Below are 12,475 nucleotides of genomic sequence, written 5' to 3' on the forward strand. Positions count from 1 at the left end.
AGGTCACCGCCGGAACACCATTCAGGTCGAGGACCCCAACCACCAGGTTGGGGTCCTCCCGCATTTAACACCACAAGCCGCCCGGAAAACACCCCGGCACCAGGCACGCTCCCTCACTTCGCGCCCAGCCGGGCCGGACGCTCCCGCACGTTGTGCACATCCGGGGGAGACGCTCCCTCACGAACCTTATTCGCGGCTCACTCTGCCGACGAACCACGGGTACCCGCTTTCCGCGAGCATCGTCTGCAGCGCGACGAGTCGATCCAGCACCTCGTCGAACGTGATGACCTGAATGCCATGGAGCCCGTTGCGATAACGAACAAAGGAATCCTTCCGGCCTTGATCCATGGCACCGAGTGTCCCTGCTATTACGGCTCCCGTGATCACCTTCGTATTGAGCGGGCCGGCCCCGGGAGTGCGGCGGGCGATCTGGTCGAAGTCGGTACGGGCGGATTCCATTTGTGCTTGGAGCTGTGCAACGGCCCCGGATAGCTCTTTGTCGGGAGGGTAGACCTCCGCGCTGGATGCTCCGCGGTACTTGTTTTTGGCGACCAGCGCCGCCGATGGTGTTTTGATCTCAACCAGGACCATGCTGCGGGTCAAAGTATTGAACAAGACAAAGTCAGCGATCTGGCTGCCGGCGCCCTTAATATCCGGTGATCTTACATGCACCTGCTCCCCATAGAAGGCTACGGGCGTAGCGAAGATCTGCTTCAAGGCGAATGTGTTGGCTTTGAAGAATTGCTGCCAGGCGCGTTCATTCTTTGCGCCATTTCCCGTCAGGCTCTTGCTGAAGTTTTCGATGAGGACATCCAGCGTCACCAGCTGTAGGTCCTCGCGGAGCTTGCCCAAGGCCTGAGATTGCTCCGTGGCTATCCGTTTCGACTCGGCCTGCATCCGTGCCACAAGCGTAGTCCGCTCACTAGCATTAAGCAGAGTGCCGTCTGCGGTGGCGGCACGGGTCATGGCCCGGATCTGGCCCCGCTAGCCGAGTCTTTTCAGAGGTTTCCGCCACTAAAATGCCGAGGCCCTGCCACGCCCCTCCGTCGTGCTCTTGCGTCTCCGCCGAAAATCCGCCTAAGTTGGCCTTGTTGCTCATCACTGCGATCCCCCCCGATCAGTCAGCTGTCCCCAATGGCGGAACAGTACTGGGGTGGGCGTTACTGCCGCGTTACTGGATCCATCTGGTCTCCCGCCCCGCAGGTAAAGTTGTTGCCCATGGATAACCTCTTCAGCCATGCTCCGTCCGGCATACCGGAACCTGACCCGGCAGACGAACTTGAACCCGTCGTCGTCAGCGTCGTGGTCCCAGGCGCGGTTGCACGGGCCTTCATGGGCTTTACCGAGCACACGCACCTGTGGTGGCCGCTGGAGGACCACAGTGTCTACGGCGAGGGGTCCTATGTGGAGTTCGAGGAGAGCCTGATCCTGGAGACCGCGGACGACGGCAGAACAGCTGTCTGGGGCTCCATTGACGACTGGCAACCGCCGCTGTCGTTCCACGCCAGCTGGCACCCTGGAACCACCGCACTTTGGTCCACCGAACTCCGGGTCGCGTTCAAGGCGGTAGCCGAGGGGACGGAACTCCGCCTGGTTCACAGTGGATGGGAAGGCGCCGAAGTTCCTGCGGCTACCCGTGCTGAGTATGAGACAGGCTGGCCCCGCGTCCTGGACCGCTTCGTGCGGTTCATGGGCGGCGCAGGCGCCCAGAACGCCTGAGCCAGCCTTAGACTGGGAGCCGGATTCGATCGAACTGGAGACCGCATGCGCAGCATCATTGACGAGCTGACCTCTGCCCTGGGCCCGGCCAAAGTTGTCGTGGACGCCGCCACCCTTGCCACCTATGCCGTGGACCAGGCGCCTGTTCTGGACTACCAGCTCCCGCAGGCCGTAGTCCTCGCCGAATCGGTTGACGACGTCCGGGCTACGGTCCGCGCCTGCGCCGCCCGCGGCACCGCGCTGGTGACTCGCGGGGCCGGTACCGGCGTCTCCGGAGGCGCGCATGCGAGCGAGGGGTGCGTGGTGCTTTCCCTCGAGCGAATGAACCACATCCTGGACCTCAATCCGGACGACGAGACCGCCGTCGTCGAACCCGGCGTCATCAACGCAGACCTCAATGCCGCCGCCGCAGTGCATGGCCTCATGTATGCCCCGGATCCAGCGAGCTTCAAGATGTCCACCATCGGCGGCAACGTGGCTACCAATGCCGGCGGGCTGCGCTGCGCGAAATACGGGGTGACCAGGGACTCGGTGCTGGCCCTCGACGTCGTGCTCGCCGACGGCTCCCTCATCCACACCGGCCACCAGACGTTCAAAGGCGTCGCCGGCTACGACCTCACTGGGCTGTTCGTCGGCTCGGAGGGAACCCTGGGGATCGTGGTCGGCGTGACTGTGCGGCTGAAGTACCTGCCGCGCGAAGTGCACACCATCGCCGCCTTCTACCCGGACTTCCGCAGCGCCGCCGCCGGCGTCCTCGCCGTCGGCAGGGCCCGGGTACAGCCTGCCATCATGGAACTGCTCGACGGCGGCTCGCTCGCCCAGCTCGACGACGCCCACGGCTCGGACTTGGCCGCGCGCGGGGCGTCGCTCCTGCTGATCCAGACCGACGGATTCGGCGCGGCGGCCGAAGCCGCGGCCATCCGGCCGGTCCTGGCGGCCGGCGGAGCCGTGGTGACCATGGAAGCCGACGCGGAAGCCGAACGGCTCGTCGAGCTGCGCCGCAACAGTCGCGGTACCGAGGTGGACGACGAGTACCGGGTGGGCGAGGACGTGGCCGTGCCCCGGTCACGGCTGGTGGACTACGTCGCGGAACTCGAAAACATAGCCGCCGCGCACCGGGTCCAGCTCAAAGTCGTGGCCCACGCCGGCGACGGCAACCTCCACCCCACCTTCTGGATCGAGCGGGCGGACAACACCGTCGACGCCGATGCCATGGCCCGTCTCGGCGAGGCACTGGACAAGTCCATTACCGTGGCCTTGGCCATGGGCGGCACCATCACGGGTGAGCACGGGATCGGACAGTACAAACTGCGCTGGCTTGGCCTGGAGCAGAAGGAACCGGTGCGTGAACTCCAGCGCCGGGTCAAGGAACTGTTTGACCCGGCCGGAATCCTGAACCCCGGCAAAGCAATCTAGTCGTCCGAGTCGGGGTATTCCTCGAGGGAATCGTCGGCGCCGTAGCGTGACTCCTCGGTTTCGACCTCGAGGATCTTCAGCAGGCCCGTGTCCGGGTTGAGCATGATCGCGGCCTCGTCCCGGCGGTGGCGGAGTTCGTTGTCAATGTAGGACTGGACGGCCTCGGCCAGGGGAATGTGCCGGTTCTCCGCCTCGGACACGTACCAGCGGTGCTCCAGGACCTCGTGCACGGCCTCGGCGGGCTCAAGCTTGCCGGACAGGTCGCGGGGGATCGCACGCACGATGGGCTCGAAGATCTGGCTGACCCAAAGGTGGGCGCTGTATTCCTCGTCCATGTCAGGGTTGTTGTCGGCGCGGAACGAGTCCATGTCGTTCAGGAGCCGGCGGGCCTGGTTCTCCTGGGCATCCAGGCCGGTCAGGCGCAGCAGCCGGCGCTGGTGGTGCCCGGCGTCAACCACCTTCGGCTGCAGCTGGATGGTGGAGCCGTTCTGCGTGGTCTTGATGGCGTATTCCTCGACGTCGAAGCCCAGCTCGTTGAGCCGCCGGATGCGGGCGGCCACGCGCCAGCGTTCGCCGATCTCAAAGGACTCCTTGGCGGTCAGCTCGGACCAGAGCCTCCGGTAGCTGTCCATGATGAGCTCGCTGGTGGCGACGGGATCGACCTTTTCCTCGATCAGGCCGCCGTCGAGCAGGTCCATGAGCTCCCCGGCGATATTGACCCGGGCGATTTCGAGGTCATACTCGCGCTGACCGGTGGACAGGTCCGGGTACAGCTCGCCCGTTTCGGCGTCCACAAGGTAGGCGGCAAAGGCGCCGGCGTCGCGGCGGAACAGGGTGTTGGAGAGCGAGACGTCGCCCCAGTAGAAGCCGATCAGGTGCAACCGGACCAGCAGCAGCGCCTGGGCGTCGATGAGACGGGTCAGGGTGTCCTTGCGCAGCATCTGGGAGAAGAGCGCACGGTACGGCATGGAAAATTTCAGGTGCCGGGTGACCAGCACTGGATTCAGCGGCCGGCCTTCGGGGGTGGTGCGTCCGGTGATGACGGCCACGGGCTCGACGCAGGGCACGTCCAGCCGGGCGAGCTTGCGGAGCATGTGGTACTCGTGGCGCGCGATGTGCTCCGAAGTTTCCTTGATGGCGATGACCGACCCGCCAAGGTGGGCGAAGCGCACGATGTGCCGCGAGATGCCACGGGGGAGCGCCGCCAAATACTCGGCCGGCCAGTCCTCGAGGGCGGTGTGCCACGGCAGGTCCAGGAGCTCCGGCTCGGTGGCGGCGGCCGTGATGCTCAGGGAACTGGACACCATCGAGGCCTTGTCGTCATTGGCGCTGGCGGCCTGGTACCGGGGCAGCTTCCCGATCTGACCGTAGTCGGTGGGCTCGTCGTGCCACTTGGCGCTGTTTTCCTCGCTCATGGAGTTTTCCTCGGTCATAAGTCAATTCTCGCGTATTCGATCGTCCGCACCTATTGCGCAGCAGTTAAAGGCCGACGGCGGCCCTCCGCTGGGAGGACCGCCGCCGGTTGGCGGAAGAAGGGACTAGTCGCCGAGGCGCAGGCCGGTCTTGGTGTCGAACAGGTGTACGTGGCCCGACTGCGGGCGGACCCAGATCGAGTCACCCTTCATCGGGGGGCGGCGACCGTCGACGCGGGCCACGATGTCGTGGCTCTGGCCGTCGAGGGTGGTGTGGCCGTAGACGTAGGCGTCGGCGCCGAGTTCTTCAACGACGTCGACCTCTACCTGGAGGCCCTCGCCCTGTGCCGCCGTCTCAAGGTCTTCGGGGCGGGAGCCGACGGTTACAGTCTGGCCGTGGGCCTCTTCGAGGACGTCGCGGGGCACGGGGTAGACGGTTCCGCCGAACTGCACGCCGCCGTCGACGACGGGGAGTTCCAGCAGGTTCATGGCGGGGGAGCCGATGAAGCCGGCCACGAAGACGTTCTTCGGCCGGTCGTAGAGGTTGCGCGGGGTGTCGACCTGCATCAGCAGGCCGTCCTTCAGCACGGCGACCCGGTCACCCATGGTCATTGCCTCGACCTGGTCGTGGGTCACGTAGACCGTGGTGACACCGAGGCGGCGGGTCAGGGACGCGATCTGGGTGCGGGTCTGCACGCGCAGCTTGGCGTCGAGGTTGGAGAGCGGCTCGTCCATGAGGAAGACCTGCGGGTTACGCACGATGGCGCGGCCCATGGCGACGCGCTGGCGCTGGCCGCCGGAGAGTGCCTTCGGCTTGCGGTCGAGGTAGGGCTCGAGGTCGAGCAGCTTGGCAGCTTCGCGGACGCGCTCGGCGCGCTCTTCCTTGCTGACGCCGGCGATCTTCAGCGCGAAGCCCATGTTGTCCGCCACGGTCATGTGCGGGTACAGGGCGTAGTTCTGGAACACCATGGCGATGTCGCGGTCCTTCGGCGGAACGTCCGTGACGTCACGGTCGCCGATGAGGATGCGGCCGGAGTTGACGTCCTCAAGACCTGCAAGCATGCGCAGGGAGGTCGACTTTCCGCAGCCGGAGGGTCCGACGAGGACCAGGAATTCGCCATCAGCGATGTCGATGTTGAGCTTGTCGACGGCGGGCTTTTCGGTGCCCGGGTACAGGCGTGTTGCGTTGTCAAAAGTAACTGTAGCCACAGTTATCAATCCCTTCACCGGCAGGTACGTGCCGGACGATCCGTAGTGAATGGTCGTTTTATGCAGTTGGTAATTCAATTATGGGTTCACACGCGTACTCCTCGGCCGAAGCCGAGGAGTACAAGTGACGCCGCACGGTAGCTGTGCGCCACATCACATACAAGAGTATGTCAGATTTCTGGCATTTGGGCGAAAATGTTACGGATGTCACAGGTGGGGTCCGTCACCTGGCGCCAGAAGCGGGTGTGTAGGCTGTGCGCATGACGGCACTGCAGATCTATGTCAGTTTCCCCGGCACGGCGCGTGAAGCACTCGGCTTCTACGCCGACGTCTTCGGCGGAGAGCTTGCCTTGTTCACGTACGAAGAGTTCAGTCGCAGCGACGGGCCGCCCGATGCCATTGCCCACGGGCAGCTGAACGGCGCAGTCGCTTTGGCGGGCTCGGATGCGGCAGCCGGCGAGAAAAGCGTCCGGTTCGAAGGCCTCATGCTCTCGCTGCTGGGGACCGCCGAACCGGCGGTCCTCCACGAGTGGTTCGACAAGCTCGCCGTTGACGGCCGGGTGATCGACCCCCTTGTCCCGAAGCCCTGGGGCGCAACAGATGGCCAGGTCGTCGACCGTCACGGACTGCACTGGTTGATCGGCTATGAACCTGAGTTGTGACCGACGCCCAGCTGGCCGCTCAGTAACCCCGCGTTAGCTCCCAGGTTCGACGGCTTTCTTCCGCTCTCGCAGCAGTGCCTCCAGCAGTTCGCCGACGTGGACCGGCGACTCCACCCGGAACTCCGCCTGGGTGAAATCAAGCCCGACTTTCACCCCGAGATCCCCGGTGACCAGGCTGCCCAGGGCGTCCTCGTCGGTGGTGTCGTCTCCGGCGAAGGCCACAGCCGTGGCCCCGGTGGCCTGCCGCAGGAAGGCAACGCCCTCGCCCTTGGAGGCGTGGACCACCGAGGTCTCCAGGACGCGGTTGCCGGTCTTCAGGAATACACCGCCGCGGTCCTGCAGGACCGCCCGGGCCGCGGCGACGGCGTCTTCGGCGACGTCGTCGTCAGCGAGCCGCGTGTGCAGGACGACGCCGGCGGGCTTGTCTTCCAAGAGGGTTCCGGGAGCCTGGTCCACGATGCCGGCGAGCTCTTGGCGGATTTCTGCCAGGAGTTCCCGCTGGGCGTCGTCGAGCTGCAGCTCGGAGGAACCCGGACCCATCCAGGCCTCTGCCCCGTGGCTGCCGATCAGCAGCGTGTTTTCGGGCGGGGAGGCGACGGCGCGCAGGCTGGCCAGCGCCCGGCCGGAGATGAGCGCCGTCGTCGTTCGTGGAAGTGCTGCCAGCTCGGCGAAGGCAGCCGCGGCGCGGGGGAGCGGCCGGGCGTCGCCCGCATGGTCCACCAGCGGCGACATGGTGCCGTCGAAGTCCATCGCCACGAGCAGGTGCTCGGTGCCGGCGACGCGGCGCACGGCGGCCAGCAGCTCCGGGGATAGGGAGAGCCGGGCGGAACCCGGCGGGTTAGGGCGCGGGTTGTTGGTGCCGGCAGCGTCAGGAGTCATCGCGCACCACCTTTTCGGCCAGGGCATTCAGGAAGTCCGAGGACCAGAGGTCGACGTCGTGGTCCAGGATCTGCTTGCGCATAGCCCGCATGCGTCGTGACGCCTCGGCCGGCTGAAGATTGACGGCCTTCATGATCGTGTCCTTAAGGCCGTCGATATCGTGCGGGTTCATCAGCAGGGCCTGCTTGAGCTGGTCCGCCGCGCCGGCAAATTCACTGAGCACCAGCGCGCCGTCGTTGTTCGTGCGGGCGGTGACGTATTCCTTGGCCACGAGGTTCATACCGTCGCGCAGGGCGGTGACCAGCATGACGTCCGCGGCCAGATACAGGGACACCATCTCCTCAATGGGGTAGCTGTGGTGCAGATAGCGGACGGCGGTGCTCTCCATGGTGTCAAAGGTGCCGTTGATGTGGCCCACGGTGCCTTCGACCTCCTCGCGGAGCAGACGGTATTGTTCCACGCGTTCCCGGCTGGGGCTGGCGACCTGGATCAAGGTTGCATCCTTCACCGTAACCTTGCCGTCCTGCAGGAGTTCCTCATATGCCTTGAGCCGGTGCCGGATGCCTTTGGTGTAGTCGAGCCGGTCGACGCCGAGCAGGATGGTTTTGGGGTTGCCGAGGTCCCGGCGGATCTGCTCCGCGCGTTCAATGACGTCCGGCCGCTTCGCCAGCTCGCTGACCAAATTGACGTCGATGGAAATGGGAAACGCCTGGGCCCGGGCAATGTGGGTGGTTTGGCCGTCGGTGCCCTTGACGTGGACCTGCTGTTGCTTGACGCTGGCACCCAAGAACCGCCGGGCGGACCGCATGAAGTTCCCGGCATCGCTGCTGCGCTGGAAGCCCACGAGGTCGGCGCCCAAGAGGCCGTCGATGATCGCCCGGCGCCACGGGAGCTGGGCGAAGATTTCCGGCGGCGGGAACGGGATGTGGTTGAAGAACCCGATTTTCAGGTCCGGCCGGGCTTCCCGGAGCATTTTCGGGACCAGTTGGAGCTGGTAATCCTGCACCCAGACGGTAGCCCCCTCCGCGGCGTTGCCGATGACGGCGTCGGCGAACCTTCGGTTGACCCGCCGGTAGGCGTCCCACCAGGTGCGGTGGAACTCCGGCGGGGCGATGACGTCGTGGTAGAGCGGCCACAAGGTGGCGTTCGAGAAGCCCTCGTAGAAAAGCTCGATGTCGTCGGTGCTCAGCTGGACCGGGATCAGGTCGATGCCGCCGTGGCTGAAGGGGCTGATGGTTTCGTCGGGCGCGCCGTGCCAGCCCACCCAGGCGCCGTCGGTCTTGGTCATCATCGGAGCCAGGGCGGTCACGAGGCCGCCGGGGGAGCGGCGCCAGCCGTCCTCGCAGCCGGTGTCCTCGGGGGAGCAGCGGTCGACGGGCAGCCGGTTGGACACCACGATGAAGTCGAAATGATCCCTCGCTTCAGCGGATGCCTCAGCGTTGCCGGTGGCCGTCTGCGTCGCCGTCGTGGTCTTTCGTGCGCCGTGGTCGGCGCTGTCCGAATCTTCCATTGGTACTCCCTGGGGTCGCTCGTGGCTCTTCGTCAACCCTAGCCGGACGGAATCTTACGGGCCATTCGTCCGTTGGGCTTTCGGGGGAAACTTGAAAGCGCAACTTCTCGGGTTTCTCCTCTAAAATGATGAAATTGCCACTGACCATCCCTGGCCGATCGACCCGAGGAACCAATGAGCCCCGCAAATGAACCCCGACAGTCTAAGGCAGAGCGCACAGCCGCGGCGCGCGAGAAAGCCCGCGAAATCCGCGAGGCGCAGCTGAAAAAGGACAAGCGCAATAAGCTGCTGATCGGCTGGGGCATTGTTGCCGCCGTCGTCGCCATCATTGTGATCGTGGCGCTGGTTGTCACTTCCAATATCAAGAACAACGCTCCGGTTGCCGATGAGGGACCCACGCCGGCCAACGGCAATGTCCACGGCGGTGTCACCCTGCTGGCGAAGACCGAAGTAGCCAAGTCCGATCCCGCCGCGGTGAAGCTGTCCGACCTTCCGTCCGCGCCGGCCACGCCACCGTCGCCGGTCAAGGCCCCGGGCGCCGAGGCCGAGGCCGGCAAGCCGGTCAAGGTGGTCCTTTATATCGACTTCATCTGCCCCGTCTGCAAGAACTTCGAGGCCCAGTACAACGAGACCCTCACCAAGCTGCGCAATGAGGGCAAGATCAGCGTGGAGTACCGCCCGCTCGGCTTCCTCGACAGCCGGTCCACCACGAACTACTCCTCGCGCGCGGCCAACGCCGCAGCCTGCGTGGTGAACGAATCCCCGGAGAAGTACTCGGACTTCGTCGATGCGCTGTTCGCGAAGCAACCCGCGGAAGGTAGTGCCGGGCTCTCCGACAACGAGCTGAAGACGCTGGCCACCGACGTCGGGGCCAAGAGCATCGAAAAGTGCGTGGACGACAAGACGTACCGCCCGTATGTGAAGCACACCACCCAGGAAGCCCAGGTGATCGGGGTTACCGGCACGCCCACCGTGTTTGTCGATGGCAAGCAGTGGGGCGTCGGCGACAGCGCCCAGACCCCGTTCGACCAGTTCCTGCAGGCCGCGGTCAACGCCAAGAAGTAAACGCTCACAAGGCTCGCGCTGTTGGTGCGGACGACTAAGGCCCGGCCCCGGAGCGATCCGGGGCCGGGCCTTCGGTTTTCTGGGCAGGGCGGTGCGCGTTTTTCTCCCGGCCCTCCGTGGGCTAACCTTGTCTAGCGTCCTGATATTCGCCCCATTTTGGGGCTTTCGCTTCAATATTCAGGTGCAGGCACGCCTCCTTAGCTCAGTTGGCCAGAGCACCGCTCTTGTAAAGCGGGGGTCGTCGGTTCGAATCCGACAGGGGGCTCCACGAACCCCTCCGTTCCGGCGATTGTGCCTGGAACGGAGGGGTTTTTCGTGCGCGTTACTTGGGCGCGACACGCTTGGAATTGGTCCGATGCTAACTGGCCAATAAACTCATCGATGCTGCTCAGCCTGAGCTACAAGTAGGTTCCCGGCCCGGGCTCGAGTAGCCTCGGGGCATGATCAGTGCAGAGGGGCATCCAGTACCGTCGCTCCGGGGGAAATGGTTCCTTCGGGCGGCTCCCTGGACAGCCTTCTTCACCTTAATCGCGTGGGCGATGGTGGCCACTTGGGGGCTCTCATTCTGGCCGTCGGTGGCGCTGTTTGCCGTCTACGTGATCGGCATCGCGATTCCTCTGGGGGCCGCGCTGGGTTCGTTCATCCGCCGCCGGCCCCCCGCTAGGTGCCAGCTGAATAGCTGAATTGACTCTGCTGGGCGGCCTGCTCCGCCAGTGGCGTCAAACCCTCGAGCCTTATCGGATCCCCGAAGCACGGATCCGCATCTTCGTAGGCCACGCCAGCGCAGCCCAAAGCTCGTCGGATGTTATCTGCGTAGCCAGCCCGCGGCTCCTCAGCCTCTCGGGGCTGTGATTTTGATTCCGGCGACCGCCCCAGTCCAGGCGCCCGTCGGGTCGTGCCGGGTCAGTTGTGTCCCGACGTACCCGCGCTGCAGCACAACGACCTTCGAAAGGACCCCCGAGCAATCAACGTCTAGTGATACTGGCTCGGCCCCGTCTTGAGAGAGGAAGATCTGTGCGCCGCGAGTGCCGACGCAGGTCGCGGTGACAGTGTACGGACCAGCTGTCTTCACCACCGCGGCTTTTCGGAAGCCAACCCCTGGCCCGTCGGCCGGGCCGGAGTCGGTGAGGAGAACGGACCCTGTCGCGACGGCCAAGCGCCTGTGAAGTTCTGCGTAGTTGCTCGCTTCCGCACCCAGAATGCCAGGATCCTTCGTGGGGACGGCGGGCGCAGCTCGGCGACTTTGGCCGGCAGCCGCCGGCTCCGGATCTCCGTCGTCCTCATAAGCACAGGCGGCCATGCCACAGGCGAGTAACATGCCAACAATCAGGGCTGCAAAGCTCCGGACTGTCTTTGTTTCCCCAGGTCCTGACATGGGCCGAGTCTACGGTCCACCGTCTGAATGGCAAGTCATCCCGACCCTGGGTGCCCCAAAGCACTCGAACAGATGGGCACTCTGTTCTGCGTGCTGCTCCTGTTCGCCAGCACCGCCGACGGTTGCCGACGATTGATTCACCCCTGCTACTGGGGCCTCACGGCAGGTCGATATTCGTCAGCTCTGACCGTTTGCCGTTTGCTTCCTCGGTAAGGACCAGCGAGCTGACCTCGGGGCAGTAGTACTTGTGCTCCCGCGAATTGAACTCCAGCGGCGTCCAGTCGTCCACTTTGACACAGTCCTTGAAGCTGCCCATTTTCGTCGTGACGTTCTGGCCCGTGGCGATGGTGTCTCGCATGTCTTCCGCGTGCCCCAAGTAGTATTCCTGCCTGTACGTGTCGCCAACGCGCTGTTCGGCCTTCATCCAGATGCCGGCCTTGGCGCCGTCCTGCCCGTGGATGAAGCTGCCGGAATGGCTCTGCAGTTTCCCGTCCTTATAGTTGCTCACGTCCTCGCCGAAGTACCACACATCGCCGTTCTTGTGCTGGGCCAGGTAGTCCCTGGTTTCCTCGACCAGTTGCCCGTTCTGGAATTCCTTGTCCAGGTAGATGACCGTTTCCACGCCGTCAATGACCCGCGTCTCCGGCAAGATTTCAATGACGATCCTGTCGGTGCCACCCTCATAGGTCATTTTCTTGCCGACCGGGAGGGCGAAGTACTTGTTAGTTATTTTCGTCGTGAAATCCGCGGGGTTGATCTGCGGGTTGTAGTCAGCAGCACTGCTTCTCAAGTTGTTGAAGTAAAAAAATGCCGCCCCACCAGCGACCAGCACCACGACGATAATCCCCAAAACTACGGTTCTTGCCTTCATAGCCCGTCCCACTCCTCGCTGAGTAGAAACTCTGCGCAGGCCGCAAGCGCCGTTGCTTGCCCGGCCCACAGGAGAAAGGTAGTCCCGTCGGGCCGCGAGGGACAGGGACATTAGCCCTCAGCTCTAGAGGGAGGAGCCGGGAGGGGGACCGCCGCGGGGCGCGCGCGGCTTTGTCGGGGGCCGTGGCCGCATTGGCGGCTGTACGCGGGCGGCTTCAAATGTCGGAGCCTCCCCCTAGATTGGAGGTATCCGGAAGGGGAGTGCCGGGAAGCGGAGTGTCGGAAGGGAGGGCGGGGTGTGGAAGCCAGGGCGTTTGTGACGGATGATGATGCGTGGGTTCCGGCTGTGGCCTTCACT

General features: G+C 64.6%; 11 protein-coding genes and 1 tRNA gene. 6 read left to right on the forward strand and 6 right to left on the reverse strand.

Going from position 1 to position 12,475, the window contains the following annotated elements; all coding sequences use genetic code 11:
• Positions 1-186: 186 nt before the first annotated feature.
• Entirely contained in the window at positions 187-966 is a 780-nt protein-coding gene (locus ACFVVK_RS20325; RefSeq protein ID WP_390271285.1) for a Shedu immune nuclease family protein, read from the reverse strand.
• Positions 967-1,218: 252 nt separating this feature from the next.
• On the opposite strand from ACFVVK_RS20325, the gene ACFVVK_RS20330 reads away from it, so the two are divergent.
• Both ACFVVK_RS20330 and ACFVVK_RS20335 read left to right on the forward strand, forming a co-directional pair.
• Positions 1,219-1,719 (forward strand): SRPBCC domain-containing protein, encoded by a 501-nt coding sequence (locus ACFVVK_RS20330; RefSeq protein ID WP_390271288.1) that lies wholly within the window; start codon positions 1,219-1,221, stop codon positions 1,717-1,719.
• Between the two features lie 45 nt (positions 1,720-1,764).
• Positions 1,765-3,135, forward strand: coding sequence for an FAD-binding oxidoreductase (locus ACFVVK_RS20335; RefSeq protein ID WP_390271292.1), 1,371 nt, complete (start codon positions 1,765-1,767; stop codon positions 3,133-3,135).
• Here the strand turns inward: ACFVVK_RS20335 and ACFVVK_RS20340 are convergent.
• Together ACFVVK_RS20340 and ACFVVK_RS20345 are read right to left on the reverse strand one after the other, a co-directional pair.
• Positions 3,132-4,550, reverse strand: coding sequence for a DUF4032 domain-containing protein (locus ACFVVK_RS20340; RefSeq protein ID WP_390271312.1), 1,419 nt, complete (start codon positions 4,548-4,550; stop codon positions 3,132-3,134). The genes ACFVVK_RS20335 and ACFVVK_RS20340 overlap by 4 nt on opposite strands.
• A gap of 123 nt (positions 4,551-4,673) precedes the next feature.
• Complete coding sequence (locus ACFVVK_RS20345) at positions 4,674-5,756, reverse strand: ABC transporter ATP-binding protein (protein WP_390271295.1); 1,083 nt, start codon at positions 5,754-5,756, stop codon at positions 4,674-4,676.
• Positions 5,757-6,016: 260 nt separating this feature from the next.
• Between ACFVVK_RS20345 and ACFVVK_RS20350 the strand changes: the two genes are divergently transcribed.
• Positions 6,017-6,418, forward strand: a complete 402-nt coding sequence (locus ACFVVK_RS20350) for a VOC family protein (RefSeq protein ID WP_390271298.1) — start codon at positions 6,017-6,019, stop codon at positions 6,416-6,418.
• 33 nt (positions 6,419-6,451) lie between these two features.
• On the opposite strand, the gene otsB is transcribed toward ACFVVK_RS20350, so the two are convergent.
• Both otsB and ACFVVK_RS20360 read right to left on the reverse strand, forming a co-directional pair.
• Positions 6,452-7,297, reverse strand: a complete 846-nt coding sequence (gene otsB / locus ACFVVK_RS20355) for a trehalose-phosphatase (RefSeq protein WP_390271301.1) — start codon at positions 7,295-7,297, stop codon at positions 6,452-6,454.
• Complete coding sequence (locus tag ACFVVK_RS20360) at positions 7,287-8,807, reverse strand: trehalose-6-phosphate synthase (protein WP_390271303.1); 1,521 nt, start codon at positions 8,805-8,807, stop codon at positions 7,287-7,289. The genes otsB and ACFVVK_RS20360 overlap by 11 nt, the downstream gene beginning before the upstream one ends.
• A gap of 174 nt (positions 8,808-8,981) precedes the next feature.
• Here ACFVVK_RS20360 and ACFVVK_RS20365 point away from each other — a divergent pair, with 174 nt between their 5' ends.
• From ACFVVK_RS20365 to ACFVVK_RS20375, 3 genes are all read left to right on the forward strand, one after another.
• Positions 8,982-9,872, forward strand: a complete 891-nt coding sequence (locus ACFVVK_RS20365) for a DsbA family protein (RefSeq protein WP_390271306.1) — start codon at positions 8,982-8,984, stop codon at positions 9,870-9,872.
• A gap of 191 nt (positions 9,873-10,063) precedes the next feature.
• Positions 10,064-10,140 (forward strand) — tRNA-Thr (locus tag ACFVVK_RS20370).
• 172 nt (positions 10,141-10,312) lie between these two features.
• The gene (locus ACFVVK_RS20375; protein WP_390271308.1) at positions 10,313-10,555 is read left to right on the forward strand and encodes a hypothetical protein; all 243 of its coding nucleotides are present in this window, start codon (positions 10,313-10,315) and stop codon (positions 10,553-10,555) included.
• 849 nt (positions 10,556-11,404) lie between these two features.
• Here the strand turns inward: ACFVVK_RS20375 and ACFVVK_RS20380 are convergent.
• Entirely contained in the window at positions 11,405-12,118 is a 714-nt protein-coding gene (locus ACFVVK_RS20380) for a hypothetical protein (RefSeq protein WP_390271311.1), read from the reverse strand.
• Positions 12,119-12,475: the final 357 nt, after the last annotated feature.

Source organism: Arthrobacter sp. NPDC058192, from assembly GCF_042883665.1.
Taxonomy (GTDB): domain Bacteria; phylum Actinomycetota; class Actinomycetes; order Actinomycetales; family Micrococcaceae; genus Arthrobacter.